This is a genomic window from Pseudomonas sp. KCJK9058 (assembly GCF_046230975.1).
In the GTDB taxonomy this organism is placed as follows: domain Bacteria; phylum Pseudomonadota; class Gammaproteobacteria; order Pseudomonadales; family Pseudomonadaceae; genus Aquipseudomonas; species Aquipseudomonas alloputida.
In genome coordinates this window covers 1-27,000 of the sequence record NZ_JBJJLR010000023.1, presented here as the reverse complement: position 1 = coordinate 27,000, position 27,000 = coordinate 1, and the positions used below count along the sequence as shown (strand labels likewise).

General features: G+C 62.5%; 20 protein-coding genes. 10 read left to right on the top strand and 10 right to left on the bottom strand.

Translation table 11 applies throughout. From position 1 onward, the window contains the following. Nucleotides 1–4: 4 nt before the first annotated feature. The 3 genes from ACK59Z_RS14160 to ACK59Z_RS14150 all read right to left on the bottom strand — a co-directional run bounded on the left by ACK59Z_RS14160 (nucleotide 5) and on the right by ACK59Z_RS14150 (nucleotide 8,122). Complete coding sequence (locus ACK59Z_RS14160; protein WP_409293274.1) at nucleotides 5–4,426, bottom strand: NEL-type E3 ubiquitin ligase domain-containing protein; 4,422 nt, start codon at nucleotides 4,424–4,426, stop codon at nucleotides 5–7. Between the two features lie 78 nt (nucleotides 4,427–4,504). Then, complete coding sequence (locus ACK59Z_RS14155; RefSeq protein ID WP_108191380.1) at nucleotides 4,505–6,865, bottom strand: DNA polymerase II; 2,361 nt, start codon at nucleotides 6,863–6,865, stop codon at nucleotides 4,505–4,507. Between the two features lie 66 nt (nucleotides 6,866–6,931). Next, entirely contained in the window at nucleotides 6,932–8,122 is a 1,191-nt protein-coding gene (locus ACK59Z_RS14150; protein WP_108191379.1) for an MFS transporter, read from the bottom strand. Nucleotides 8,123–8,239: 117 nt separating this feature from the next. Here ACK59Z_RS14150 and ACK59Z_RS14145 point away from each other — a divergent pair, with 117 nt between their 5' ends. Then, a complete protein-coding gene (locus ACK59Z_RS14145; protein ID WP_003250440.1) occupies nucleotides 8,240–9,136 on the top strand; it encodes a LysR family transcriptional regulator in 897 nt (298 codons plus the stop codon). On the opposite strand, the gene ACK59Z_RS14140 is transcribed toward ACK59Z_RS14145, so the two are convergent. Then, nucleotides 9,117–10,037 carry a LysR substrate-binding domain-containing protein gene (locus ACK59Z_RS14140; RefSeq protein ID WP_003250438.1) on the bottom strand — a complete coding sequence of 307 codons (921 nt, stop codon included), beginning with the start codon at nucleotides 10,035–10,037 and terminating at the stop codon, nucleotides 9,117–9,119. The two genes, ACK59Z_RS14145 and ACK59Z_RS14140, sit on opposite strands and share 20 nt — an antisense overlap. Nucleotides 10,038–10,197: 160 nt before the next feature. On the opposite strand from ACK59Z_RS14140, the gene ACK59Z_RS14135 reads away from it, so the two are divergent. From ACK59Z_RS14135 to ACK59Z_RS14105, 7 genes are all read left to right on the top strand, one after another. Then, nucleotides 10,198–10,986, top strand: a complete 789-nt coding sequence (locus tag ACK59Z_RS14135) for a YqcI/YcgG family protein (RefSeq protein ID WP_014861807.1) — start codon at nucleotides 10,198–10,200, stop codon at nucleotides 10,984–10,986. Between the two features lie 2 nt (nucleotides 10,987–10,988). Continuing rightward, nucleotides 10,989–11,615 carry a LysE family translocator gene (locus ACK59Z_RS14130; protein ID WP_003250434.1) on the top strand — a complete coding sequence of 209 codons (627 nt, stop codon included), beginning with the start codon at nucleotides 10,989–10,991 and terminating at the stop codon, nucleotides 11,613–11,615. 39 nt (nucleotides 11,616–11,654) lie between these two features. Then, nucleotides 11,655–12,737, top strand: a complete 1,083-nt coding sequence (locus ACK59Z_RS14125; RefSeq protein ID WP_019752016.1) for a hypothetical protein — start codon at nucleotides 11,655–11,657, stop codon at nucleotides 12,735–12,737. 138 nt (nucleotides 12,738–12,875) lie between these two features. Further along, nucleotides 12,876–13,571, top strand: a complete 696-nt coding sequence (locus ACK59Z_RS14120) for a hypothetical protein (RefSeq protein ID WP_019752017.1) — start codon at nucleotides 12,876–12,878, stop codon at nucleotides 13,569–13,571. A gap of 147 nt (nucleotides 13,572–13,718) precedes the next feature. Further along, entirely contained in the window at nucleotides 13,719–14,411 is a 693-nt protein-coding gene (locus ACK59Z_RS14115) for an AzlC family ABC transporter permease (RefSeq protein WP_014861809.1), read from the top strand. After that, on the top strand, nucleotides 14,408–14,722 hold the full coding sequence (locus tag ACK59Z_RS14110; RefSeq protein ID WP_004573763.1) for an AzlD domain-containing protein: 315 nt from the start codon (nucleotides 14,408–14,410) through the stop codon (nucleotides 14,720–14,722). Before ACK59Z_RS14115 ends, ACK59Z_RS14110 begins: the two co-directional genes overlap by 4 nt. After that, nucleotides 14,719–15,564 carry an AraC family transcriptional regulator gene (locus ACK59Z_RS14105; protein WP_003250425.1) on the top strand — a complete coding sequence of 282 codons (846 nt, stop codon included), beginning with the start codon at nucleotides 14,719–14,721 and terminating at the stop codon, nucleotides 15,562–15,564. Before ACK59Z_RS14110 ends, ACK59Z_RS14105 begins: the two co-directional genes overlap by 4 nt. Nucleotides 15,565–15,612: 48 nt before the next feature. Here ACK59Z_RS14105 and ACK59Z_RS14100 read toward each other — a convergent pair whose 3' ends face one another. Next, nucleotides 15,613–16,830 carry an MFS transporter gene (locus ACK59Z_RS14100; RefSeq protein WP_108191377.1) on the bottom strand — a complete coding sequence of 406 codons (1,218 nt, stop codon included), beginning with the start codon at nucleotides 16,828–16,830 and terminating at the stop codon, nucleotides 15,613–15,615. A 456-nt stretch (nucleotides 16,831–17,286) separates the two neighbouring features. On the opposite strand from ACK59Z_RS14100, the gene ACK59Z_RS14095 reads away from it, so the two are divergent. After that, entirely contained in the window at nucleotides 17,287–17,514 is a 228-nt protein-coding gene (locus ACK59Z_RS14095; protein WP_003250422.1) for a hypothetical protein, read from the top strand. Between the two features lie 49 nt (nucleotides 17,515–17,563). Here the strand turns inward: ACK59Z_RS14095 and ACK59Z_RS14090 are convergent, their stop codons facing one another. From ACK59Z_RS14090 to ACK59Z_RS14070, 5 genes are all read right to left on the bottom strand, one after another. Continuing rightward, nucleotides 17,564–18,046 (bottom strand): copper chaperone PCu(A)C, encoded by a 483-nt coding sequence (locus ACK59Z_RS14090; protein ID WP_108191376.1) that lies wholly within the window; start codon nucleotides 18,044–18,046, stop codon nucleotides 17,564–17,566. Then, nucleotides 18,047–18,655: an SCO family protein gene (locus ACK59Z_RS14085; RefSeq protein ID WP_003250418.1), complete on the bottom strand. Its 609-nt coding sequence runs from the start codon at nucleotides 18,653–18,655 to the stop codon at nucleotides 18,047–18,049. A 196-nt stretch (nucleotides 18,656–18,851) separates the two neighbouring features. Further along, nucleotides 18,852–19,436, bottom strand: coding sequence for a Fe-S biogenesis protein NfuA (nfuA, locus tag ACK59Z_RS14080; RefSeq protein ID WP_003250416.1), 585 nt, complete (start codon nucleotides 19,434–19,436; stop codon nucleotides 18,852–18,854). A gap of 58 nt (nucleotides 19,437–19,494) precedes the next feature. Continuing rightward, nucleotides 19,495–20,529, bottom strand: coding sequence for an acyltransferase (locus ACK59Z_RS14075; RefSeq protein ID WP_108191375.1), 1,035 nt, complete (start codon nucleotides 20,527–20,529; stop codon nucleotides 19,495–19,497). 194 nt (nucleotides 20,530–20,723) lie between these two features. Continuing rightward, the gene (locus ACK59Z_RS14070; RefSeq protein WP_409293299.1) at nucleotides 20,724–23,024 is read right to left on the bottom strand and encodes a fatty acid cis/trans isomerase; all 2,301 of its coding nucleotides are present in this window, start codon (nucleotides 23,022–23,024) and stop codon (nucleotides 20,724–20,726) included. Between the two features lie 182 nt (nucleotides 23,025–23,206). Between ACK59Z_RS14070 and metH the strand changes: the two genes are divergently transcribed. Further along, nucleotides 23,207–26,914: a methionine synthase gene (gene metH, locus ACK59Z_RS14065; RefSeq protein WP_004573789.1), complete on the top strand. Its 3,708-nt coding sequence runs from the start codon at nucleotides 23,207–23,209 to the stop codon at nucleotides 26,912–26,914. Nucleotides 26,915–27,000 lie beyond the last annotated feature (86 nt).

The window sequence follows — 27,000 nt, the reverse complement described above, 5'->3', positions numbered from 1 at the left end:
CCCGCTAGCTGAGCGGACGCTGCACCGTGTTCCGGTCCAGCGCCTCCAGCGTCAACTGCAGCAACACCGCATGCTCGCGTTGCTGATTGCGGATCTGCAGCCGCGCGATTTCCTCGTCCCGATTCCCCAGCGCCATCAGCCGTTCCAGCTCAGCGTGCATGGATTGGGGCACTTGCAAGCGAACCGCGCAGGCCTTGCGCAAGTAATCCTGCCAGAACCACTGGCGTGACAGGTAATCAGCAATGCCCTCCCGGGTCTGTCGCGCCAGAACCCTTTCACGGGCCAGGAGAAGGTCCTGGCTACTCAAGGCAGGGATACCTGCATAGAGCATTTCATCGGGTTGGCCAGGCAAGTCCAGAGACTTGCGCAAGCCGATTCGATAGGCCAAGGCGAATTCGATCGATTCAGCGCTCGCCCCCACCCGATGAGCATGTTCAGCGGCAATTTGCTCAAGCACCGCCAACCGCCACATCCGGGCACCGAGCTTCAGCAAGGCCCGTTCAGGCCGGGCAGATCCGCTGTGCCTCGTGCGCCATATCATCACTCGCAGTTCCAGGTTGGCGAAACGCGCGGTGGCGTTATCCTGGCAACCGGTCGCCGCAGCGTGCTCGAACAGCTCCTGCCTGAGGGCATCATGCTCAGACATCGCCTGGAACATGTCGAACACACGGGCCGCGAGCGCGGATGCAGTCGATGAGAAGCTGAAGGCGCCCGATTCTGTCAGCATCGACAGGGTATTGAAGAACGCTTCCGATTGTTCCTCGGCCTCCAGATGGGCCCACAGTGCAGCCATTTCATCTCGGCGTTCGCCAGGCAGCGCATCCAGAATGCGCAACCGGTAAGGCACGCGACTGGCCTCAAGCAAATGCCAGTTTGATAACCCAACCTGCGCCCCCCCCAGCCGATTGCCGGAAAGCTCGACCCTGCCCAAGCGCCACAGCTGCGACTGATGAAAACCCTCGGGCAGTTCAGAAATACGGTTGCCGCTGAGGTTCAGGGTATGCAGTTCTGGCGCGTCCATCAGCCCGTAGGGGCACTCGGGCAACTGGGTGTTCGACAGGTAGAGGGCATTCAGCTCCGTCATTGCCTGGACGGAAAATGCCCTGCGCAACGGGTTGTCCGAAAGGTTCAGGTACACCAGGGATCGGCAATCTGCCAGGACCAACGCCTGGCCTTGGTCGAGGGTGATCTGGTTACCAGACAAGTCGAGTACCTCCAGCTTCTGGACAAGCATCAGAGGCAATGGCAAACGCCGGAGTCGGCAATGGGTGATTTCCAGGTTGCGCAAGTTGGGAAACGCCCGCAGAAACTCATCCGGAACGTGCTCCACGCGCATGGCGCGCAAGGCCAGGATCGAAACGTGGGGAAAGCCCACTTGCGCGGGCAGGGCCGGCAGGTGGCCCAAGCGGCTGATGGTCTGGGTCAGCATGAAGCGCCCGTCGTCCAGTGCTGCTTGTCCTTGCAGTTCCGGCACAAGACAGCGCCAGCAGTTGATCAGCCCCTTTCTGAACTCACGCCGGGCGGGCAGTTCTGATGACAGCAAGGCACTGCGCGCCCACTGGGTCAAGTGCCTCTTGAGCACCCCGTATTGCTGTTCCAGCCTATGTAACCTGGCCTGCGCGTCGCCTGATGCGAGCCAGTGCCCAATCTGCTCGTCACTGAAAGCTGGGTACAGATCACGCAGCCGAGCCTGAAGCGCCCTAGGCCTGTTCCGCCCCAGCGCCCCCCAGAACCTGCCGCCCGCCAAGGGGTAGCCAACCCTGCCATCAGCCAGACGTTGTGGCGGGAGAAACGAGCCGGTCGGCTGTTCCAGCCTGAGCAGATTCACCACGGTCTGGCGTTGCTCGATAGCAACGTCGGTCAGCGCCTGGCGCAGCGCAGGCACAAACGACCGGCCTTGGCCGATGGCCGCTTGCGATGCGTCGTCATAGGCTGCGGCCAAGGTCTCGAACAACTCCCCCCTCTCACCGGCAACCGTGTGCGTTCGGGTACGCAGGCGGAACAGCCCATGACGATGAAGCAAGTCAAACGTCTGCCCCGATCCCTCGACCGTCACTAACGGCTCGCTGGCATCACCGTCGTACAATCGCCACCCGGGCCCGCCAGCCCCCGGCACATGCACCAGCAGATTAAGTACCACACGCGCCAGGTCGAGGTTTTGCGGCGTATCGATGCTCAGCGCCTCATACACCCGCGCTATTCGAATCCGCGCAACCTGCAACCTTGCTGCCTCGGCCATCGGCAACGGCACGCGCCCCGTCTCACGCAAAAGCTGCAGGTCATCCTCGCTGGCATCGCGTAGCACCTCATCCGCAGCCAGGCGGTGCAGGCTGGCAAAATTCTGCCGTAAGAGACGGCCCGTTTCCGTGTCGGGATTCTGCTCTTCGTACACCGCCTGCAGCAGTGCTCGTCGCCCGGCCCAAGCCACATCGGCCAACGCTGCTCCGTCCTTGCCGGCGGCCTGTGGAAGGCGCATGACCTGCTCCAGCAGCAGCGGGTCTGCCGTTACCCCTCCCTCGCGCAAGTGGTTGATCAACGTCCCAATCCTGCCGGCGAGCCGCACGCGTGCGACGGTGTCGACCAGCGCTGCTTCCGGCGCAAGGCCATACACATGCCATGCCCGAAGGTGCTGATCATCGAGGCCATGAATCGCCAGCGACTGGTCGATCTGCGCATCGTCAAGGTCGCTGAATGGCCCGCCCAGGCGGCGGAACAACTGGCGTGTGTCGCCCCACTCGGCGGGCTGTTCGCACCACAGCCGCCACGCGCCGGCCCCATTGTGACGGAGCGGCGGCGCATAGCCCTGGTAAGGGAGCAATTGCCACTGTTCATCATCATTGTGCCAGGTCACCTCATACCAGTGGCCGTCCATGCTGATCCAGCGGCGCTCGCCAACACGGTGCACACCCTCCATGTCCGGCACCGCCGTATCTGACGGGCTTTCGCAGCGATAGGGGCCGAGGTCTGCGTTCCACAGTTTTTCCTCACCGTTTTCCAGCTGCGCCGGTACCAGGTTGTCCACCACACTCCAGGCGCGTCGGGCCATGGCGACGACGGCAACGGTTGCCCCGACAGCCAGCAATCCTTTGCCTACATTCAGCAGGTGCGCCAGTGCCGCATTGCGTTCGTTGTCCTGCCAGTCCCCTACCGCCTGGAACGTCTGCTCAAGCAGTTCCCAGGCCATCACCCCCAACAACACCGCGCCGATGCCCGGAACGAAAAACCCTGCAACACCCAACAGGGTCCAGCCTTCAGCACGCAAACGGCGGGCGTGTTCGGCCTGGACCTCGCGATCAAGCAAGGCTACGGGCGGGGCGATGACCGCAGCATCGTCCTTGATCTGCGCAATCCAGTCGTCAGCAAGGTGTTCGAACAATGGCAGGCGATAGGCAAAGGTCTGCTCATCGAGGTCGCGGGTTGCCCAGCTGGGCACGTCATCGAGCCGCTCACTGACGGCCGAGAAGAATCGCTGGCTATCGCGTCGGCGCACGAAGCGGTTGAAGAAGCGCCGGTAGTCATCTTCGCGCAGGCGTTTGCCAAGCACCCGGCGGGCATAATCTTCCAGGTCGCTGCGCACGCTCCAGGGGCCGTGCGGGTCACCCGGTACATAGACCAACACGCGCTTGCTGGTGTTGAACAACAAGCCCGCGTCGATCACGTCCAGCACGACGATCTGCTGCAAGCGGCAACCGAACACCGCCAACTGGCGCACGCGAACCGAGGCGCCTTCGAGCTTGCCGAGCGTGTCCTTGGTGCAGAGCGCCACCACCCACCGCAGTTCGTCTGCGCTCAATACGCCCTGCGCCCTGGCCTGCAGGGCATCCACCAGCATGCTGTAGCGTTGCCGTCGCGTCAGCCCCCCCCTGACTTCAGGCTGGAGTACCGAATCCAGATGCGCCTGGTATTTCTGCCCAAGATCCAGCGCTCGACACAGCCTGGCGAAGCCCGGTGCAGACAGTTCACTACGCCTTGCGCCGCGCACATCGACCAGGCAATTGCCCTGTGGCTGGTCGCGCTGCTGTTCTGCGGTGAAATTGCTCAAAGCGGCCTCGAGCAGAGGGATGTCGTAGTAATCGCTGCCGACAACCGGAAGCCGACTGGATACATAATGGATCGTGGGCGAGGTAAAGGTGTACCACTGGCGAAAGTACAGGCGATCGACGTCAAGGTCGCCGTGGGCACCGAGCGCTTGCTGCAGCAAGGGCTGGGTAAATGCATTCAGGTTGCGTAGCCGCGCCAGCGCTGACACCAAGCCTGCGCGGCAGGCCAGCAGTTCAGGCAGCGCCTCGCTCAGCAGGGTGAATTCGGCCACGCTCAGCCGCTTCATCCAGGCCGGCAGCCGCTGTGCGATGTAGTGGTCCTGGCATGCTTGTGCCATGGCAAGGGTATCGACCGCAGCCGATGGTTGACGGCTATTGTTCTGCATCTCTGCCTCCGCGACGACATGGAGGGCCGAGTCTGAAGACTGTAGCGTCAGGCTGACGCCTAGCTATCTACCACCTGTTCAGAACAGCAGTAACTGATGGTCGGTAAGGCGCGCGAAATCATCGCCGACAAAGGGCAGGATGGCGTCGGCCACCGGCAGTAGCTGACGGCTGATGTAGTGATCGTAGTCGATCGGTGCCTGCAGGTTTTCCAGCGGCTCAGGCCCGGCGGTGGTGATCACGTAGCTGATCCAGCCCCCACGCTGGTACTGCAGAGGGCGCTGCAGACGCTTGTTGTAGTCGTCGGCAAGGCGTGCGGCACGCACATGCGGCGGCACGTTGCGCTGGTAATCGGCCAGCGGGCGACGCAGGCGCTTGCGATAAACCAGCAGTTCGTCCTGCTCGCCCGCCAACGTTCGCCGCACGTACTCGCGGACATAATCACGGTAGGGCTCGCTGCGGAACACTCGGCCGTAGAGTTCCTGCTGGAACTGCCGGGCCAGCGGTGACCAGTCGGTGCGCACCGATTCCAGGCCCTTGTAAACCATCTCTTGCGAACCATCGGCCCGCTGCACCAGGCCGGCATAGCGCTTTTTGCTGCCTTCATCGGTACCGCGGATGGTGGGCATCAGGAAGCGTCGGTAATGCACCTCGAACTGCAGTTCCAGGGCGCTCTGCAGGTTCATGGTCTCGTGCAGATGGGCTTGCCACCATTGGTTGACCTTTGCCACCAGCTCGCGGCCGATGCGCGCCGCGTCTGCCTCGGCGTGGGCACCCTTGAGCCAGACAAAGGTGGAGTCGGTGTCACCGTAGATCACATCGTAGCCACACGCCTCGATCAGGGACCTGGTCTGGCGCATGATCTGGTGGCCGCGCATGGTGATCGACGACGCCAGGCGCGGGTCGAAGAAACGGCAACCGCTGGAGCCAAGCACGCCATAAAAGGCATTCATGATGATTTTCAAGGCCTGCGACAGCGGCGCATTGCCCTCGCGCTTGGCCGCTTCCCTGCCCTGCCACACCCGTTCGACGATGGCTGGCAGGCAGTGCTGTGTGCGTGAAAACCGCCCACCGCGAAAGCCCTCGACCGAATGTGCGTCGTCAGGCTGACGCAGGCCTTCGATCAGCCCGACCGGGTCGATGAGAAAGGTCCGGATGATCGACGGGTACAGGCTCTTGTAGTCCAGCACCAGCACCGAGTCGTAAAGCCCTGGCCGCGAATCCATGACAAACCCGCCGGGGCTGGCTTCGTCAGGGCGGCTGCCAAGGCTGGGCGCGACAAAGCCAAGGCGGTGCATCTGTGGAATGTACAAGTGACAGAACGCGGCTACCGACCCACCGCTGCGGTCCACGGCCAATCCCGTCACCGAGGCACGTTCGAGCAGGAAGTCGAGCAGCCGGGTATGGGCGAAAATGCGCGTGACCAGTTCGCAGTCCTTCAGGTTGTAGCGTGCCAGGGCCGGTTTGTCTTCGGCGAAGCGGCGATTGATTTCGTCCATGCGTTGGTACGGCGTGTCGATGGCCTTGCCTTCACCCAGCAGGGTCTGGGCAACGTTCTCCAGGCTGAACGAGGCAAAGCTCCAGGTGGCCGAACGCAACGCCTCGATGCCATCGATCAGCAGCCGTCCCGGCGCATCGGCGAAAACATGGCCGCCACCGGCATGGCTGCGCAGGGTCATGACCGCACCGTTGCGCCCCAGGGCCAGTGGCACCTGCAACGACTTGGCGTGCTCATGCAGCAGGCGCAGGTCGAACTGCACCAGGTTCCAGCCAATGATCGCGTCCGGGTCATGCCTGGCCATCCACTGGTTGAGCCGGGTGATCAAGGCGGCGCGATCAGCGCAATACTCCAGGTCGAAGTCAAGCCCGCTGGCATCGCCGTTGGCCGGGCCGAGCATGTACACCTGGCGCTGACCACAGCCCTCCAGCGCGATGCTGTACAGCTCGCCACGCTCGCTGGTCTCGATGTCCAGCGACACCAGGCGCAGCGCCGGGCGATAGCCTGGCTGCGGCTTGAGCTGGGCGTCCCGGTAAACGCCCTGCGTATCCGGCTGACCAGTGAACTGCACCGGCGCCGTGATGAAGCGCTCCATGAGGTAACGCTCCGGCGGGCGGATATCGGCCTCGAACACGTCGATACCGGCCGTGCGCAGACGCTGCTCCAGTTGCATCAACTGGCGATGCTGGCGGGCATACAGGCCGAGCATCGGGCGATGCTCGAAGTCCTTCAGGCGCAGTGGCTTGAGCTTGGTCCCTGCTTCGTTGGCCAGCAGCACACGGGCATGCTCGGCCTGCGCCTGAGGAATGAAAGCCACCGACTCCTGCGCCGCCAGCCGCAACAGCCGCGGCCCGGCATCGGTGGCCAGCCAGAACTCCACGCAGGTGCCTTCCGGCGTATCGTGCCAGTGCCGGGTCAGGACAAAACCCTGCTGCAACTCCACTGCGTCGACCTCTGGATTGTCTGTAGATGGCGTTATTCTACCTGTGTCGTGCCTGGCATGAGTGTTTTAGCGCCTCCCCGCCACAAAACCGCTTCCCCGCCCGGCCACGGCAAGCAGCCAGGCCAAGGCGATCAACCCCAGCACCACCCCGCCAAACCACGCCACGCCGGCCCCAGCCAGCAGCAATCCGCCAATGATCCCGCCCAGGGCAATGGCGCAGTTCCACACCGTCACCAGCATCGACTGCGCCACGTCACCACCCGGGCCTGCGGCGTCGGCGCACGCTGTCTGCAGCAGGGTCGGGGCGCCGCCATAGGTCATTCCCCACAAGGCGATGCTCAAGTACACAAGCCACGACGATGCCTGCCCCAATGCCAGCGTGGCCAAGGCAAAACCGGCCAGGCTCAGCAACACCAGCTTGCGCAGGTGTCGGTCGACCAGCAGCCCTACCAGGCCGATCCCGGCCAGCGCCGACAGACCAAACACCATCAGCACAGGGCCAATGTCCGCAGCCATGCCAGCCGCCGCCAGCAACGGCACGATATAGGTGTAGAGAATGTTATGGCCAAGGATCCAGGTGAGGATCACCAGCAATACGATCAACACCCCCGGCGTGCGCAATACCTGCATGGCCGCCGGGCGCTTGCCGGCAGCCTGCCCCGGGTAGTCCGGCACGGATCGCAACACCCACACCACCAGCAGCGACGCCACCAACGTGACGACCACGAACGTCGCGCGCCAGCCCAGCCCCGCTCCCAGCCAGGTCGCAATCGGCAAGCCGAGCGACAAGGCAATCGGCTGACCGAGCATGGCCAGGGCCATGGCCCGGCCCTGCAACGGCACCGGCACCATGCGCCGGGCATGGCCAGCGATCAGGCCCCATGCCAGGCCGGCCGCAGCCCCCGTGAAAAAGCGCAGCACCAGGGTCAGCGTGTTGGAGTCCGACAAGGCCGTCAGCCCGTTGAACAGCACGAAGCCGATGATCGCCAGCAACAGCGCCCGGCGCCGATACCAGCCTTGGGTCAACGTCACCAACGGGATGGCGGTCAGTAACGAGCCCAAGGCATACGCCGTGACCCATTGCCCAGCCATAGCTTGGCTGATGTGCATGCCATCGGCGATCTGGTCGAGCAGACCCGCCGGCAGGGTTTCGCTGAGGATGGCGATGAAACCGGTCATGGCCAGCGCCAGCAGCCCGCCAACGGGCAGACGTTCGTTGCTGGCGGCCAGCACCGGTGCGGAAGATGTCTGGGACATTGCAAATGCCTTGAGTGGGAAACGAGGCGAACAGTCTGCAAGACCAGGCCATTGCGGAAAAAGACGGTTACAATGCCGCTCACCCAGGACATCAGCGTCCGCAATCAGGAGTGCGACATGGACAGCCTCAGCGGCTTCGTGGTCTTCAATCGGGTGGCTGAAACCCGCAGCTTCGTTGCCGCCAGCCAGTCACTGGGGATCAGTGCCTCGGCAGTGGGCAAACGCGTGGCGCGCCTGGAAAGCCGCCTGGGCGTGCGCCTGTTCCACCGCAGCACACGCAGCATCACCCTCACTGCCGAGGGCACGATGTTCCTCGAACGCAGCCGGCGCATCCTTGCCGAAATCGAAGCCACCGAGCAGGAGCTGTCGCAGGCCAGCGAAACGCCGCGCGGGCGCCTGCGGGTGAGCATGCCGCAGGTGACCAGACTGGTAATGCCGGCCCTGGCCGAGTTCATGGCCCTGTACCCACAGGTTGAACTGGACCTGGACTTCTCCGACCGCATGGTGGATATCGTGGGTGAAGGCTTCGATGTGGTGATGCGCGGCGGGCAGCCGGTGGATTCCCGGCTCAGCGCCAAATTCCTCGGGCACTTTCAGCACCGCCTGGTAGCCTCGCCCGAGTACCTGCGCGAACGCGGCACACCCTTGCACCCACGCGACCTGGCAGCGCATACCTGCCTGCATTATCGCTTCCCCAGCAACGGCAAGCTGGAAACCTGGCCGCTGCGCCAGGAGCATCCCGAGCACGCCTATGACATCCCCATCTCGATGGTCTGCAACCACGTCGAAACACGCGTCTGCTTTGCCTTGAACCACCGCGGCATTACCTGTCTGCCGGACTTCAACGTGGGTCGTGAATTGGGCAATGGCTCACTGGTCAGTGTCCTCGACGACTTCATGGAACGGCGCGGCAGCTTCTATCTGCTGTGGCCGTCCGGGCGGCAGATGCCGCCAAAGTTACGGGTATTCATCGACTTCATGCTCGATCGGGTATTCAACCGTACAGGTAGTTGATGTCCTTGTAGGCCAGCGGCGGTACCTGGCCGAGCAGGAAGTCACGCAGCTTGTGCATTTGCCGCGCTTTTGGGCTGGCCTTGAGCCAGGTCATGTAGTAACCGTCGCCGGTGGCCACGGCATGCTTGAAAGGCGTGACCAGGCGCCCGGCGGCCAGGTCGGTGCTGGCCAGTACCAGATCGACCACTGAAATGCCTAAGCCTTGCTGGGCGGCCGATATGCCCTGGTCGAGGGTATCGAACACCTGCCCCTGGTCGATGCTGATGTCCAGCGCATCCATTCGTGCCAGCCAACGCCGCCAGTCACGCCGGTCGGGTGACGGGTGCAGGAACTCGCATCGGGGCAGGTCGGACAGTTGCGGTTGTGCCTGCGTCATGTAATCCGGATGGCATACCGGGATCAGCCATTCATCGAACAGCTTGAAACTCTCGATATCGGCAGGAAAACGCCCGCTGGCCAGGAGAATGGCGCAGTCGTAGGGCTCGGAATAGAAGTCCACGCTGTCGATATCCATCCACACACTGGACAGTTGCACGCTGCAGTTGTCCTCGACCTTCTTGAATGCATCAAGCGCCCGCAGCAGCCAGCGCACCGTGAGCGTGGACGGCGCCTTCAGGCGCAGCCCGTAGCGATCCTGACGCAGCAGTGCGCAGGCATTTTCGATGATCTTGAAGCCGACCTTCAGCTCTTGCGCCAGCAGGCGGCCGTGCTCGGTCAGGCTCAGTTTCGGGCCCCGACGTTCGAACAGGTCGCAGCCGAACAGGGCTTCGAGGGTCTTGATGTGGTGGCTGACGGCGCCCTGGGTCAGGGCCAGCTCCTCAGCAGCGCGGGTGAAAGAGCCATAGCGAGAGGCCACCTCGAAGGCACGCAGCGCGTGCAAGGCCTGAATCCGTTCCGACATGGCGGCGTCCCGAGCATGAGTAAGACTAATAGTAGGTCATAACTCCACGCGTTTTACAACGACAGGAGCGTCTCGGAAAATGCCGGTAAATAACAAACATAACCAAGATCCTGCCTGCATGTGACTGGAACGTTCACTTAAATCAACGCCTGGGGAAATCATGTTTACGGGATATGGAAATTGCTATCGCCTGGATGCGCTGGAGCTCGCCGCTGAACATGGTCACACCATGCAACACTGGACGTTCAAAACCATAGAACACTTTCGCAGTATTCTCGCCAACCCCGAATTCCCCTGCCTGTTCGGCCGCAAGGCGGTAAACGGCGAAACCTGCCACATTCTCTTCGCCCGCGCCGAACAACTGGCCGATGATATCGCACAGGGCCTGGCCAATTATGTGCGCACCGTCGCACCGATCGCACCCAAGCAGCGCATCGGCAGCCCATTGGTGGTGTTTCTCGAAACCGCCGCCGGCAGCAGCCTGGCCGAGCAACAGGCCTTGGCCTGGAAGGTACTGCGCGGCGTGCATGCGCGCGACCCGCACCCTTGGCCGCAGGGCATCCCGACCGATCCCGACGATACCGGCTGGTCATTCTGCTATGCCGGCATGCCACTGTTCATCAACATGAACTTCCCCGGCCATCAGCAGATGAAAAGCCGCAATCTGGGCCAGCACATCACCTTCGTCATCAACCCGCGGGAGAACTTCGACGAAGTGGCCAACGCCAGCACCGAGAGTGGCAAGCGCATCCGCGAACGGATTCGCGAGCGCGTGCACCACTACAACGACGGCGTTGTGCCCGACACCCTTGGCTTTTTCGGCGATACCGACAACTACGAGTGGAAGCAGTATCAACTGCAGGAGGCAGGCTCGCTCAACCCGTCACGCTGCCCCTTCCACGCCCATGCCGCACACCAGGCGACACCCGACATACTGATCGAGAACTGACCGTGAATACCGCACTCACCGCCACCTACGCCCTCACCGTGCTGCTACTGATCGCCACTCCCGGCCCGGTGGTGGCACTGATCGTCAACACTGCGGCCGCCTCCGGCTCGCGCAAGGCCATGTTCACCGCCGTCGGCACCAACTGGGCATCACTGGTGCTGATCGGCGCGGCAGCGTGGATCATCCTCACCAGTGCCGCCATCGACAAAACATGGCTCAGCACCATGAGCCTGCTGGGCTGCCTGTTCATCGGCTACATTGCCATGGGCACGTTGAGGGACGCCCTGCAGGCACCCGCGTCAGACGCGGCGAGCGAGGCCCCCAAGGCTGGGCGCGGTGGGCTGATGCAAGGTTTCATGGTGGGCATTTCCAACCCGAAAGACATCATTTTCTTCATCGCCTTCTTCCCGCAGTTCATTCAGATCACCGAATCGTTCGGCAAGAGCATGGTGGTGCTGTCGCTGCTATGGGTAGCCATCGATTTCGCCGTGCTCAGCCTGTACATCTTCGCCATCGGCAAGATCGCCTCGCAGCGCAGCAACCGCATCATCAGCCTGGCGTCGGGCGTCGCCCTGCTGCTGATCGCCGCCGGCGGCCTGCTGTACAACCTCAAGGAACTGGCGGCCTGAATCTGCTGCAAAGTACCCGGCTTAAGCGAAGGAGAGACCATGACCACGACTGACACGCGCCCGTCTCCTTCGCCGCTGCAGCAGGACTACCAGCGCTTTCTCCTGCTGGGCAGTCGCCGTGCCCCCTATACCCTGCATGTGCACGAAACCGGCTACCGCTCCGGCACCATCAACACCGATGCCCTTGGCTTGCGCTACAGCCATTGCGCCGGCAAGCGCTTTTCGGCGGCCGAGCACGGTGGTGCGTCGCGCATCAACCTGCTGGTCGGCGGCTCCACAGCCCTGGGCATCGGCGCCAGCTCCGACGAACACACGGTGGCCTCGCACCTGTCGATGCTCACGGGCGAAGTCTGGCTGAGCCTGGCCGGCTGCGGGCTCAACGCCACCCAGGAATTGATGATGTTCCTGACCCACCAGCACCGCCTTGGCCAGCTCGGCCATGTGGTGGTGCTCAGTGGCCTCAACAGCCTGGCCCACGAAGCCCTGAGTGAAGTCCTCGCAGGTACCAACGACCCGCAGCACGCCAAGGCCTACCAGGCCTTTCTCAACAGTTTCAGCGAAGGCATGCAGCCCTGCGCACCGCCCCGTCGGCAGTCGCTGTGGCGGCGCATCGGCCAGGCGCTGGCCCCTCCCGTGGTCACAGCCCCGGTCAGCTGGCAACTGTCCTCACCGGAAAAACGACTGGCCCGTGCCGCCGACAACATTGGCCGCACCTTGCGCCAATGGGACCGTCTGCTGGCAGACAGCCACGCCACGCTCACCTTCATCCTGCAACCGCTGCTGCCCTGGTGTCGGGATACCCTGCCCGCCGGCGAGCAAGCCATGTTGACCGCGCTGCAGCAACAACCGGCCAACTTCGACCGGCTGCTGGAGGGGGCATTCGACAGACAGTTGCATTCGGCATTTTTCCGCCGCATCAAAAGCCAGGCCGACCCGGTGCCCTGCTACGACATGAACTGCATGCTCGACAGCTCGCCCGTGTTCGGCGCAGACCTGTTCATCGACCGCCTGCACCTGAACGATCTGGGCAACAATGCCTTGGCCAAGGTGATCACCGCCAAGCTTGGGCTGGCCCAGGAAAAACATGCCCAGCGCAAGGTCACGCCGATCAAGCTCGTCTGACAGTTGCCGAGTGGTCTTCCGGCCGCCCCCCTTGGGTGGCTAGAATAGGTCGTCGTTACGATTTGCCCGAGGCGCACGTTTGACCGCCATGAACACCGAAGTCGTCCATCCGTACCTGGCCATCCATGGGGTTTGCCTGTGAGCCTTGTGCGACGCCTGCCCCCGCTGTTGGCTGCGCTGCTGCCACTGGCCGCGCAAGCGCTGGAGGTACGCATCGACCCTCATGCCGACTTGCTCTACCGTCAGGCCTTGCCACTACTGGAGCAGGCCGATAACCAGGACGACGCTGCCAGCACGCTGCGCACAGCAGCGGGCGGCGACCCAGAGCTTAGCCGCCAGGGCCAGGCCATGGCCCACACGTTGCCAACGGCGGTAGCCCTGCTGAAAAAATCGGTAGCGCTTGGCCACCCGGTCGCACAGTACCGCCTGGCGCTGTACTACATGACGTACCTGCCCGCCGCGCAAATCCCGGACGCCGCCTGCCCGTTGCTCGAAGCCAGCCTCCAGCAGGGTTTTGCCGCACCGGCGCCCGCCATCGCCACCTGGTGCCGGCCCTACAACGTCAGCAGCGAGTACCGTACAGCGCTGGAGGCCATCCCCAGCATGGCCACCGTGTACGCCCCCTACTACCCGCAACCGGCCACGCGCCTGGCCTGCAACCGCAGCCGGCCACAAGGCCTGGAAATGCTGTGGGGGCGTCAGCGCGACTACCAGGCCGAGGTGTACCGCCTGCTTGGCGACCTCGACCCACAGCAGCGCACGAGCCTGCTGCAGAAAGCCGTAGACATCAATGGCTGCGCAACGGCGCAACAGCTGCTGACCAGCCGCCCATAACCCAGGGTCATTCGGGGCCGCCTTGCGGCCCTGTTGTCAGTTGCCCACTGAGGTTGAGACGAACACGCCTCGACCAGCAAGATCGTTCAAGCCATCCCCTGCCCCGTCTGTCATGCTGGCCTGCCTCGTAGCCGTCATGCAGCCATCATGCCCCACATCGCCCGCCAAGCCTTTCTTCACGGCGCCATTGCCATTCTCCCGTTGTCCCTGGCCGTTGCCCCTTGGGGCCTGCTGGCCGGTTCCATGGCCATCGAGGCCAACCTCAGCGCCTGGCAGGGGCAGGGGCTGTCGGCCATCGTCTTCGCCGGCGCCGCGCAGCTGGTGGCCATTGGCATGCTCAAAGGGGGGGCCAACCTGGCATCGATCCTGCTCACCACCCTGCTGCTGACCTCACAGCACCTGCTGTATGGCCTGTCGATGCGCCCGGTACTGTCCAGCCAGCCGCTGCGCTGGCGGCTCGGCCTGGGCTTTCTGCTGACCGACGAATTCTTCGCCCTGACCAGCCAGTACGACCAGCAGCAATTCAACCGCTGGTATGCCTTGGGGGTGGGCCTGACCTTTTACATCGCCTGGAACCTGTTCACCCTGGCCGGCATACTGCTGGGCCAGAACATTCCACACCTGGACCAGTTCGGCCTGGATTTCTCCATTGTCGCCACTTTTGTCGCCCTGATCGCGCCGCTGGTGCGCAACCTGGCCACCGTGGTGTGCGTAGCCGTGTCGCTGTTCTGTTCGGTGCTGTTCAGTTACTGGCACTGGGAAACCGCCCTGGTGGTCGCAGGCCTGCTGGGCATGTGCGCCGGGTTCATCTGCCAGAAATTCGCCGGAGCCCGCGCATGACCTGGATCCTGATTTTCGCCATGGGCGCCATCGTGTTCCTCAACCGCTACGCATTCCTGGAGCCGCGCCTGCCCCTGCGCCTGAGCTCGAATGCCCGGCAGTTTCTCGGCTTTGCCGTGCCGGGCATGCTCACCGCCATCTGCGGCCCGATCATCTTCATGGCCGACCACCAGCTCAACCTGAGCGTGCTCAACCCCTACCTGCTGGGCTCCCTTGTGGCCATCGCCCTGGTGCTGTTGACCCGCAGCGTATTGCTGAGCATGCTGGTGAGCATGTTGATCTTCTTCCTTCTGCGCAGCTGGCTGGCATGAGCCCGCCCTTGCGCGAGCAGACACACCTCTGGCAGGCGCCAGCCCTTGGCGACGTCGAGATGCTGCACGCTCGCTACTACCAGCAGCGCTTTGCCCCGCATGTGCACGAAGGCTATGTATTCACCGTGATCGAGTCGGGCGCCCAGCGCTTCTGGCACCGCGGCAGCGAGCACCTGGCACCGGTCGGCAGCATGGTGCTGATCAACCCCGACGAACTGCATACCGGCGCTACGGCCCATGAAGCCGGCTGGCGTTATCGCGGCTTCTATCCCGAGCACGAGCGGGTGACCGGTGTGCTCGACGAACTGGAACTGGGCCGCCACGGCATGCCCAGCTTCAAGGACAGCGTGATCCATGACCCGGCCCTGGCCCTCGCGTTCAGCCAGCTGCATCAGTTGTCCGAAGCCAGCGCCAGCGCCTTGCAGCAGCAGACGGCCTGGCGCCAGGCGGTGCTGGCCCTGGTGCAGCGGCACGGGCAGTGCGCCGAGCCTTCGGCCCCTGGCCACGAACCCCTGGCCGTAGCCCGCGCCCGCGAACTGCTGGAAAGCCAACTGGCCGACCCGCCCTCACTGGAAGCGCTGGCGGCAGCAGTCAACCTGTCGCCGTTCCACTTCGCCCGGGTGTTCCGCCAGGCCACCGGACTGCCACCCCATGCCTGGCTGAAGCAACGCCGCCTGGCCCGCGCCCGCGAAATGCTGAAGCACGGCCTGGCCGCTTCGCAAGTGGCGTTCGACCTCGGCTTTGCCGACCAGAGCCATTTGAGCCGGCAGTTCAAGCAAGCCTATGGGGTGACCCCGGGGGCGTATCGGCAAGCCTGCGTTCACTCTGCTCTACGCGCATGAAAGGGCGGCAGCGCCCTCTCGAACTTGCATCTATACGCCAGGCCCAAGCTATGTACGGCTGTCGACATCTGGGCCACGTCCTTTCATGTTCCAGCGCACTGGCGCGATGAATAACATGAGCGTCATCCAGATAAAGGTTGCCGGCCCCGCAAGCACGAAGACCAAACTGGCAATCAATCCTGATACGGCATCACCCATCACGGCGGTGAAGTAATAGAGGGAAAAATTCCTGCCCACTTCATGCTCCCTCGACAAGCACTGGATGTTGGTCACGATTGCGATATCGACAAATGCACCAATGAAGCCAACCAGGAACAGAATTAACAGAAACAGCCAGTTATTGAATTGCAGCGCCACTGCTGCAGCAAAAAACAGCCCGCCATAGAGCATCCAGTAACGCAGCACCAATCCTGCGGTTGTGCGCGGATTGAAGCGCGTGTAGAGCATGCCCCCCACCACCGTGCCTGCCGCAAGCAGTGAAAACACGTATCCAACCGCCGCTTCAGAGGCGAACTGCTCCAGCACCGATGCTGGAAGGATAAAGCGAATCACCGACGTGGCGAACATCGCACAGAGTGTGGTGCAGCCAATGACAGCGAACAACGGCGCATTGCCGGCCCTCAACTGACTCACACTGCTCGCCGCATCCCTGATTATGGCGCACCCATCGAATGCCTGTTGGACACTACGCCTGGCAGGCGTCAGGGTAGCGATACAAATGGCCGACACGACAAGGCACATTGCAAAAAACAAGAAAGTGGCTTCTCGAGACAGCAGTAACACACAGGCCGAAAAGACCAGCGGCCCGAGGATCGAGGCGGCGTCCTCGATTACCTGGATACCGCTGTTCACCGTGGCTAACTCATCCTTTTCGACAAGGTCCGGAAAGTACGCGCGAAACGTGGGCACATAAAGGCATTCGAGCGCTGTCATGACCATTGCGAGGCCCACCAACGCAAGTAATACTGGCGTGAACACGCTGAACAAGGCAAAGAAGGAAAGTGCCAGCAGGCCTTTTGTCACCTCAATTGCTAATAGTGTGTGTTTCTTGTTGGCGTTATCTGCCAGCCAGCCACCCAATGGCGAAAACACCACACTTGGCAAGTAACGAAAAAAGTAGGCGATGCCGATCAAAAGCATATCCGCATCTGTGATGGACACGATCGCCACGGCAAATGCAGCCTCGAAGGCAAATTCACCACATTTGGAAAAGCTGTAGCCCAGCGACAGCGAACGCGTTCCGGGGTTAAGGCGCAATGCCAGCATTAGCGGGTACTTCCTGGCGACATCGCTCCTGAACACTCGGATTGTAGATTCATATGGGCACTCCTTTGAGCCGATTGAGATTGCCAAATATTGGCCAACTCAATCTAAGACTCGGCCAGGATTGAGCTCAACATGAAAGTTGTAACAACGCCGATGCTTTCTGCAAGCGAAAATCAGAAACCCGGAATTTTCCTACAACAACCATGCTTTGAATGCAGACCCGACGGCATTTTCCCGACTGTGCAGTTGAGCACTTCTACAGGTCACTTTCAGATACCGAGCCCTGAATCCCTTGCACGGCACGAGCATCAACTTTAAACATGCTGTTTATAAGTAACGAGTTGTTACTGCGCCGCAAGAGCAGCCACTGGCAGCTGCCGCAGCGCGCCTTGCAAAGGCCGCAAGAGCCTGGCCAACCCTCTGCTACACTGACAAGGCTGAATGGAGGATCCTGTCATGTCCGAAAGAGAGCTCACCACCCTTCTGTCGTTGATGAACCAGCGCCAGGCCTGTCTGAGCAGTGCCTGCAAGGAGATTGCCGACTGGATCGACCGGCAGGGCGATGTGCCCGCCGCCGGCAAGATCCGCGCTAGCCTGAAGGCACTGGAGGCCGATGAGGCCCAGGTTCGCAAGACCCTGACGTCGCTGACCCTCGACAGACCGCTGCCGCGCTTTCGTAGCTGAAAGGCGCAGTTGAAAAGAAAAGGGCCGCTGAACGCGGCCCTTTGATCTATCAGTGGTTCATGTGCATGTGATCATGCCCACCACTCGCGTCGGCGTTGAGTGCACGCACTTGTGCCTGAACTTCCAGGGTTTCCTTGGCGCCCTTGGCATCCTCGATGGTCAGGGTCAGAGGCACTTTGTCACCCTCCTTCACCTGATTGTGCAGGCCCATCAGCATGACATGCAGGCCATTCGGGTCCAGGGTCACTGCCTTGCCGGCTGGCAATTCGATAGCCTTGACCTCACGCATGCCCATCACGTCACCGTTCATGGTCATCTCGTGCACCTGCACGGTCTTGGCCACGGGCGAAGCCACACCCACCAGCTTGCTGTCGCTGCTGGCAGTCAGGACCATGAAAGCACCGGTGGACTGCTGGTGCGGCACGCTGGCACGCACCCAGGCATCACTCACGGTGGTCTGGGCCAGGGCCGGCAGGGCCAGCCCCATCAGTACCAGGGCAGCCAGACCGCGTTTGATCGGTTGCATCGACATTCAGCAGATCTCCATCAGGGTGACCAGATCTTCGGCGCATTCCTTGGCGTTCAGGGAATGGCCCAGGCTCAGGCGCAGGGTGCCACGTGTATCGTAGACGTAGCTGGTGGACGAGTGAGAAATGGTGTAGGTGTCTCCGGCCGGAACCTTCTCGTAGAACACCTTGAATTCCTTGGCCACGGCGGCAATTTCCTCGGGGGTGCCGGTCAGCGCGGTGAACGTCGGGTCGAAGGCCTTGACGTAAGCATCGAGCACCTCGGGCGTGTCGCGCTCCGGGTCCAGGGTGATGAACACCACCTGGAACAGGTCGCGGTCGCGGCCCCTGAGCAGCTTGCGAATCTGCGCCGCCCGCGCCAGCGTGGTCGGGCAGACGGCCGGGCACTGGGTGAAGCCGAAGAAGACCATCGGCATGCTGCCGTAGAAGCTCGACAGGGTGCGCACGTTACCTTGCGGGTCTTTGAGGCTGAACTTGCGCCCGAGGATTTCGTTGCTCATGTTCTTGCCGTACTTGAACTCGAGCCCCCGGGCCGGGCTGCAGCCTGCCAGCAGGCCAAGCCCGAGAACGCCCATGCCGGCGACAACCGCACGCCGGGTCAAAAGATCATTCATGAAACCATCCTTTACAGGGAAGGTGCCGGCCCTCGGGACGGGCCGGTCGAAAAACCGGGGCATTCTGGCATGACACCCAGAGGGGTTCTACCCGACCATGGCGGGTATGGCCTGCAGCCCTTTGAATACGGGCTGCGGCCTGTTGTCGCAGGGGTTGAAACCGTAACACTTTGTTGCTAAGGGAGCCGCCTTCAACTCAGTAGTAGGCGTTTTCTTTCTGGCTGTGGTCAGTCACGTCGCGCACGCCCTTCAGCTCCGGAATACGCTCGAGCAGGGTGCGCTCGATGCCTTCCTTCAGGGTGACATCGGCCTGGCCGCAACCCTGGCAGCCACCACCGAACTGCAGCACGGCAATGCCGTCATCGACCACGTCCACCAGGCTCACCTGGCCGCCATGGCTGGCCAGGCCGGGGTTGATCTCGGTCTGCAGGTAGTAGTTGATACGCTCGTTGATCGGGCTGTCTTCGTTGACCATCGGCACCTTGGCGTTTGGCGCCTTGATGGTCAGCTGGCCGCCCATGCGGTCGGTGGCGTAGTCGACCAGTGCGTCTTCCAGGAACGGTACGCTGACGGCGTCCAGGTATGCAGTGAAGCTTTTCAGACCCACGGCGGTGTCGTCAGGCTTCTCTTCGCCCGGCTTGCAGTAGGCGATGCACGTCTCGGCGTACTGGGTGCCCGGCTGGGTGATGAAAATGCGAATGCCGATGCCGGGCGTATTCTGCTTGGAGAGCAGATCGGCCAGGTAGTCATGGGCGGCGTCGGTAATGGTTATAGCGCTCATGTAGGTTCCTCACAGACTTGCGGCCAAGTGTACGCCAACCCAGCCTTCGAACAAAGTCCTAGCAATTGACTCGGGAAAGCGCATATTCAGGGGCCGCCCCCCGTTGCGCCGCCAGCCAGGCCTGCATTCGCCGGTACAGGCCGCGCTCCAGCCACTGGTAGCTGAACCACGACATTAGTCCAATGGACGGCACGCACAGGGCAAATGTCAGGAACGGGTTCAGATGCAGGCGCTGACTGGCGAACCAACCGGCATACAGCACCAGCACATGTATCAGGTACACCGAGTACGAACAGTCGCCAAGGGCCTTGAGCAGCCGATTGCCCTGGAACAGCGGCTCCATGGCCACGAAGGCCAGGACGACCATAGCACTCGGTAACCCCCAGTGCAGCAACCGCTGGGAAGCGTCCAGATAGTAGATCGCCATGCCCGCCACACCCAGCAACGCCAGCGGCAACCACCGCCCCTGACGGATCAGCCCGCGGCGGTACAGTACGCCGACACCAATGCCCAGCAGAAACTCGTAGATGATGCCGTTGTTGTAGAAGCGGCTGACCACGCCCATGCGCCCCAGTACCTCACTGACCAGCAACAGAGCGGCAGTCACCAGCAGCAGGTGATGCCGTTGGCGTACCAGGAAGGCCAGGCCGAACAGCAGGTAGAAGAACATCTCGAAGTTCAGCGTCCAGCCCACGTTCAGGGTCGGGTACAGGCCATAGCCACCTGGGTTTTCCGCCGGGATGAACAGCAGCGACAGGAACAGGTGCCGCCAGTCAAACGCCTGATGTGGCATCCATTGGCTGAATGCCAGCAGCAACATGGCCATCAGGGCTGTGTAGAACCAGTAGGCAGGGACGATGCGCAGCGCCCGATTGAGCAGGAACTGGCGTGGTTCGATGGTTTTGTCGCGGGTCGACAGGTAGATGACCAGCCCACTGATGACGAAGAAGATGTCGACGCCTACGGCGCCACGGTCGGTGAGCAGTTGGCCGATGGGGCCGGTGGCGTGGAAGTCGAAGAAGATCTGCATGAAATGGTGGCAGACCACCACCCAGGCGGCGAACGCCCGCAGTGCCTGAAGCGAATACAGCATGGAATACCCTGCGCTTGGCGGTGCATTGAGGCCCGTATCGAGTGCAGAGGCCAGCGCCAGCCTTGAGAGCAGCGCCGTACCTGTTGTAGGAGCGGGTTCACCCGCGAAGGGCTGCAAAGCAGCCCCCTTTGCAATCGATCAAGACCACCCACCCGTTCCGACCGCAAGGTACTCGGAAAGGTCAGCCAACCCGATCAGAGGTTCTCGTAGCGGTTCATGTCCAGCACGCCCGCCTCGACCGGTTCGGTCTCCTTGATATAGCTGTTCAGGTCATGGAAATAGCGCCAGAACGCCGGGTGACTGCGGCGCACACCCCAGCGCATGACAATGCGCTCGAACTTCGCCGCGTCATCTTTGGCGTACTCCATGTCCTCGACGAACTCCGGCACATCCTTGGTCGGGATGTTGAAGATGAAGTTCGGGTAGCTGGAGAGCACCCCCGGGTACAGGGTCAGGGTATCCAGCCCCGGCTGGTAGCGGTACGCCTCACCCAGCAGGAACGCCACGTTGCTGTGCGCGCGGTTGCGCAGCAGGCTGTACACCTGACGCTGGCCGTCCTGCCCTTCGATACGCAGCATGGTCGCCTCGGGCAACTGGTTGATCACCTTCAGCCCGGCCGCCGGGCGCGACACCAGACGGCTGAGCGACTGCTCGGCATTGCGGAATTCTTCGCTCATCTGCGGCCGCGAGCAGAACGCACCCTGGCAGCGGTTGATCGGGTCCGGTGCGGCATTCAGGCTGCCGGTGCGCTGCAGCAGCTTCAGGCCAAAGTCGCGCTTGGGGTTGCGCGGGTCGAGCTTGATGCCACTCGGGGTGTCGGTGTCGATGTCTTCATAATCCATCCACATCTTCACCTTGCCACTGTTCTGGTACCAGTCGCCAAGGATCGCCTTGCGCTGGTCGGCCGGCATCAGGCGCAGGAAGTTGACCTCGGCGCCGTTGCGGATCAGGTCGAAGTACAGGCGCGTCTGCAACTGGTGCGAAACGTTGCCATACACATCGAAGTTGACCGCCAGCTGGTAATACGTGCGCTCGAACAACGGGTAGTCGAACAGCCACACGGTCAGCGGCACATCCCCCACCAGGCCCTTGGTCACCGATGCGCTGTCGAAGTGGCGGAAGATGCTCAGCAGCGCATTGTCGTTACCGGCCCACAGCGTCGACCATCTCGGTGCCGGCATTTCGGCATAGGCTTCACGGCGCAGTTTCTCGTAGTCGTTGCGCTTGTCACGATAGGCGTGCCACAGGCTCAGCACACTGCCCACGTCATCGATCTGACCAGGCATGGCCAGCAGCGGGGTAGCCTCGCCCCGGTACTTGGCATCGGTGATGTAGCGATCGAAGGCCGGCTCCTGGAACAGCGCCCAGAAGTTGTCGCGGATCACGTCAGTGGCAATCTGCCCGCGGCACACCGGGCCACGGATGAAGGTGCGCACGAAGTACTCGGCGTTATCCAGCATGAACTGGTAGCGCGCCACGGCCGGGATCGCCTCGAAGGTTTCAAACGGATTGGCCCGGTGGCGCGGGCCGTAGCCCGGAAGCGCGGCAGCATGCCAGTCACCGGCATAGAACAGCTGCTTCACGCGCTTGAGCTTCTGCGGCCCCATCGGGTAGGTGATGTGCGTCTTGTGCACGATCACGCCCTGCACCGGGATCAACCGGTAGTAGAAGTCCGTGCCCGGCGGGTCGTTGGGGCGGCGGGTGGCAATGATATCGACCGGCTTGCCACTTGGCGTGCGCGAGCGCACCCACTGGAAGAAGTGGCCCTGCTCGCCGCCAGCGAAATAGATGTGCGCCAAAAACAGGTGCTCGTACAGCCAGCGGCCCACCAGCGCCTCGGTGGAACCCGGGCGGTTGAGCAGTTCTTCCCACTCTGCGATCTGCCTGGCTTCGGCCGCGCTCGGCTGGATCGGCTGGTACTCCACCGGCGCACCGGCCGCCAGCCAGTGGCGCAGAGTGGCGTATTCGTCGTCGGTCAGCCCGGTCACCGCCAGCGGCATGCCCTCCTTGGGGTGTGCGCCGGCATAGGCGTCGAATTCATGGGGCAACGGGCACATGTTGTTGCGGCTCAGGCCCAGGACGATCTCTTCGGGCAGCTTGGCGTTGGGCGTAAGCGGGGTCTTGTGGCCCAACTCCAGCATGCGCGCCATCAGCGCGGCCTGACCACCCTGGTTGTCGAGCACCGAGTAGAAGCCCTTCTTGCGCCATTGCTCTTCGCTGTGGGCGTCGTAGAACAGCCGCGTGGTGGGCACCGCCTTGCTCCGCTCGCCCTGGTACACCGGGACCTTGCTGGCCCCGCGTACCGCGCCTTCAGGGCTTTCCAGCTTGAGCTGGCAGGCGGCGTCGTTGCAGGCGTGGCAGGCCACGCACTTCTCGGTGAAGATCGGTTGAATGTCCCGGGTGTAGGAAATAGCCGGGCTCGACTGGGGGGCCTGCCCGAATACCGCGCCGCTGATGAGCAAGGCGAAGGCGCCGGCAAGGATACGATGCACCATGTGCGGAAAGTCCTGGTTCTTGAAAGCCATCACGATTTGTTGCCTGGTCGTCCTGGGTGCCTTGCGCTGCCTCCACCCGCCCAACATGAGCAGTTTTCATGCAAATGGGCGACATGCCTAAAAACCGCGCAGCTTTGTTATGATTCGGCACCTTCTGATATTCGCCCGACCAGGTAGTTCCTATGTCCGACCGCAGCGCTCGTCTCCAAGCACTCCAGAACGCACTCAAAGAGCGCATCCTGATCCTCGACGGCGGCATGGGTACTATGATCCAAAGCTACCGTCTGGAGGAACACGACTATCGTGGCACGCGTTTTGCCGATTGGCCAAGCGATGTGAAGGGTAACAACGACTTGTTGCTGCTCAGCCGCCCGGACGTGATCGCCGCCATCGAGAAGGCCTACCTGGATGCCGGTGCCGATATTCTCGAAACCAACACCTTCAACGCCACGCAGATTTCCCAGGCCGACTACGGCATGGAGTCGCTGGTTTACGAGCTGAACGTCGAAGGCGCGCGCATCGCTCGCCAGGTTGCCGATGCCAAGACCCTGGAAACGCCGGACAAGCCGCGCTTCGTTGCCGGCGTGCTCGGCCCTACCAGCCGAACCTGTTCGATTTCCCCAGACGTCAACGACCCTGGGTTCCGCAACGTCACCTTCGACGAGTTGGTAGAAAACTACATCGAGGCCACCCGCGGCCTGATCGAAGGCGGCGCCGACCTGATCCTGATCGAAACCATCTTCGACACCCTCAACGCCAAGGCGGCGATCTTCGCCGTGCAGCAAGTGTTCGAGGACGACAACGTCGAACTGCCGATCATGATCTCCGGCACCATCACCGACGCCTCCGGCCGTACCCTGTCGGGGCAGACCACCGAAGCGTTCTGGAACTCGGTGCGCCACGCCAAGCCGATTTCCGTGGGCCTGAACTGCGCCCTCGGCGCCAAGGACCTGCGCCCGTATCTGGAAGAGCTGGCCACCAAGGCCGACACCCACGTGTCCGCCCACCCCAACGCAGGCCTGCCGAACGCCTTCGGTGAGTACGACGAAACCCCGGCCGAGATGGCCGCGGTGGTCGAAGAATTCGCCGCCAGCGGTTTCCTCAACATCATCGGCGGTTGCTGCGGCACCACTCCAGGCCATATCCAGGCCATTGCCGAAGCCGTGGCCAAGTACAAGCCGCGCGAGATCCCGGAAATCGCCAAGGCCTGCCGCCTGTCGGGCCTGGAGCCGTTCACCATCGACCGCCAGTCGCTGTTCGTCAACGTCGGTGAGCGCACCAACATCACCGGCTCCGCCAAATTCGCCCGGCTGATCCGCGAAGAGAACTATACCGAAGCCCTGGAAGTCGCCCTGCAGCAAGTCGAGGCCGGCGCTCAGGTAATCGACATCAACATGGACGAAGGGATGCTCGACTCCCAGGCGGCCATGGTCCGGTTCCTCAACCTGATCGCGGGTGAACCGGACATTTCGCGTGTACCGATCATGATCGACTCGTCCAAGTGGGAAGTGATCGAAGCCGGCCTCAAGTGCATCCAGGGCAAGGGCATCGTCAACTCCATTTCCATGAAGGAAGGCGTCGAGCAGTTCAAGCACCACGCCCGCCTGTGCAAGCGCTATGGCGCTGCCGTGGTGGTCATGGCCTTCGACGAAGTCGGCCAGGCCGACACTGCCGCGCGCAAGAAGGAAATCTGCCAGCGCAGCTATGACATCCTGGTCAACGAAGTGGGCTTCCCGCCAGAAGACATCATCTTCGACCCGAACATCTTCGCCGTCGCCACCGGTATCGAAGAACACAACAACTACGCCGTCGACTTCATCGAGGCCTGTGCCTATATCCGCGACCACCTGCCCCACGCCCTGAGCTCGGGTGGCGTGTCCAACGTGTCGTTCTCGTTCCGTGGCAACAACCCGGTGCGTGAGGCGATCCACTCTGTGTTCCTGTACCACGCCATCCAGAACGGCCTGACCATGGGTATCGTCAACGCCGGCCAGCTGGAGATCTACGACGAGATCCCGGCCCAGCTGCGTGAAAAGGTCGAGGACGTGGTGCTCAACCGCACCCCGCATGGCACCGATGCACTGCTGGCCATCGCCGACGACTACAAGGGTGGCGGCGCAACCAAGGAAGTGGAAAACGAAGAGTGGCGCTCGCTGCCGGTGGAAAAACGCCTGGAGCACGCGCTGGTCAAGGGCATCACCGCGTTCATCGTCGAAGACACCGAAGAATGCCGCCAGCAGTGCGCGCGCCCCATCGAAGTGATCGAAGGCCCGCTGATGAACGGCATGAACGTGGTCGGCGACCTGTTCGGCGCGGGCAAGATGTTCCTGCCGCAGGTGGTCAAGTCGGCCCGCGTCATGAAACAGGCCGTTGCTCACCTGATCCCCTTCATCGAAGCCGAAAAAGGCGACAAGCCGGAAGCCAAGGGCAAGATCCTGATGGCCACGGTGAAAGGCGACGTGCACGACATCGGCAAGAACATTGTCGGCGTGGTGCTGGGCTGTAACGGTTACGACATCGTCGACCTTGGCGTGATGGTGCCGGCGGAGAAGATCCTGCAAACGGCCCGCGAGCAGAAGTGCGACATCATCGGCCTGTCCGGCCTGATTACCCCGTCGCTGGACGAAATGGTCCACGTTGCCCGCGAAATGCAGCGCCAGGGCTTCGAACTGCCGCTGATGATCGGTGGCGCCACCACCTCCAAGGCGCACACGGCGGTCAAGATCGAGCCCAAGTACAGCAACGACGCAGTCATCTACGTCACCGACGCCTCGCGCGCGGTCGGCGTGGCCACCCAGTTGCTGTCCAAAGAACTCAAGCCGGGCTTCGTCGAGAAGACCCGCCTGGAATACGTGGACGTGCGCGAGCGCACCGCCAACCGCAGCGCCCGCACCGAGCGCCTCAGCTACGCCCAGGCTATCGCTGCCAAGCCGCAGTACGACTGGGCCAGCTACCAGCCAGCGGTGCCCTCCTTCACCGGCGTCAAGGTGCTGGAAGACATCGATTTGCGGACCCTGGCCGAGTACATTGATTGGACCCCGTTCTTCATCTCCTGGGACCTGGCCGGCAAGTTCCCGCGCATCCTCACCGACGAGGTGGTTGGCGAGGCTGCTACGGCGCTGTACAAGGATGCCCGCGAGATGCTCGACAAGCTGATCGACGAGAAGCTGATCAGCGCCCGCGCGGTATTCGGCTTCTGGCCGGCCAACCAGGTGGCCGATGACGACATCGAAGTCTACGGCGAAGACGGCCAGGCACTGGCCACCCTGCACCATCTGCGCCAGCAGACCATCAAGCCGGACGGCAAGCCCAACTGGTCGCTGGCCGACTTCGTCGCACCGAAAGACAGCGGCGTGACCGACTACGTAGGTGGTTTTATCACCACCGCCGGCATCGGTGCCGAGGAAGTGGCCAAGGCTTACCAGGACAAGGGCGACGACTACAGCTCGATCATGGTCAAGGCCCTGGCCGACCGCCTGGCCGAAGCCTGTGCCGAATGGCTGCACGAGCAGGTGCGTAAAGAGCACTGGGGCTATGCCCGCGACGAACACCTGGACAACGAGGCGCTGATCAAGGAACAGTACAGCGGCATCCGCCCTGCGCCGGGCTACCCGGCCTGCCCCGACCACACCGAAAAGGAAACCCTGTTCCGCCTGCTCGATGGCACCGCCATCGGTGAGACCGGGCCAAGCGGGGTGTACCTCACCGAGCACTTCGCGATGTTCCCGGCGGCGGCGGTCAGCGGCTGGTACTTCGCCCACCCGCAGGCGAAGTATTTTGCCGTAGGCAAGGTCGACAAGGACCAGATCGAACGTTACAGCGCACGCAAAGGCCAGGATATCAGCGTAAGCGAGCGCTGGCTGGCGCCTAACCTGGGGTATGACAGCTAAGCGACTGCGCTGGCTTCTTCGCGGGCTCGCCCACACAGGTATGAAACAGGCTTCAAGGGCCGTGATTTACCTGTAGGAGCGGGTTT

Bases quoted from the DNA above. Each gene is read 5' to 3' on its own strand.
- ACK59Z_RS14160 (WP_409293274.1), bottom strand. From the start codon at position 4,426: ATGCAGAACAATAGCCGTCAACCATCGGCTGCGGTCGATACCCTTGCC.
- ACK59Z_RS14150 (WP_108191379.1), bottom strand. From the start codon at position 8,122: ATGTCCCAGACATCTTCCGCACCGGTGCTGGCCGCCAGCAACGAACGT.
- ACK59Z_RS14145 (WP_003250440.1), top strand. From the start codon at position 8,240: ATGGACAGCCTCAGCGGCTTCGTGGTCTTCAATCGGGTGGCTGAAACC.
- ACK59Z_RS14140 (WP_003250438.1), bottom strand. From the start codon at position 10,037: ATGTCGGAACGGATTCAGGCCTTGCACGCGCTGCGTGCCTTCGAGGTG.
- ACK59Z_RS14135 (WP_014861807.1), top strand. From the start codon at position 10,198: ATGTTTACGGGATATGGAAATTGCTATCGCCTGGATGCGCTGGAGCTC.
- ACK59Z_RS14125 (WP_019752016.1), top strand. From the start codon at position 11,655: ATGACCACGACTGACACGCGCCCGTCTCCTTCGCCGCTGCAGCAGGAC.
- ACK59Z_RS14115 (WP_014861809.1), top strand. From the start codon at position 13,719: ATGCCCCACATCGCCCGCCAAGCCTTTCTTCACGGCGCCATTGCCATT.
- ACK59Z_RS14110 (WP_004573763.1), top strand. From the start codon at position 14,408: ATGACCTGGATCCTGATTTTCGCCATGGGCGCCATCGTGTTCCTCAAC.
- ACK59Z_RS14105 (WP_003250425.1), top strand. From the start codon at position 14,719: ATGAGCCCGCCCTTGCGCGAGCAGACACACCTCTGGCAGGCGCCAGCC.
- ACK59Z_RS14100 (WP_108191377.1), bottom strand. From the start codon at position 16,830: ATGCTGGCATTGCGCCTTAACCCCGGAACGCGTTCGCTGTCGCTGGGC.
- ACK59Z_RS14095 (WP_003250422.1), top strand. From the start codon at position 17,287: ATGTCCGAAAGAGAGCTCACCACCCTTCTGTCGTTGATGAACCAGCGC.
- ACK59Z_RS14090 (WP_108191376.1), bottom strand. From the start codon at position 18,046: ATGTCGATGCAACCGATCAAACGCGGTCTGGCTGCCCTGGTACTGATG.
- ACK59Z_RS14085 (WP_003250418.1), bottom strand. From the start codon at position 18,655: ATGAATGATCTTTTGACCCGGCGTGCGGTTGTCGCCGGCATGGGCGTT.
- nfuA (WP_003250416.1), bottom strand. From the start codon at position 19,436: ATGAGCGCTATAACCATTACCGACGCCGCCCATGACTACCTGGCCGAT.
- ACK59Z_RS14075 (WP_108191375.1), bottom strand. From the start codon at position 20,529: ATGCTGTATTCGCTTCAGGCACTGCGGGCGTTCGCCGCCTGGGTGGTG.
- ACK59Z_RS14070 (WP_409293299.1), bottom strand. From the start codon at position 23,024: ATGGTGCATCGTATCCTTGCCGGCGCCTTCGCCTTGCTCATCAGCGGC.
- metH (WP_004573789.1), top strand. From the start codon at position 23,207: ATGTCCGACCGCAGCGCTCGTCTCCAAGCACTCCAGAACGCACTCAAA.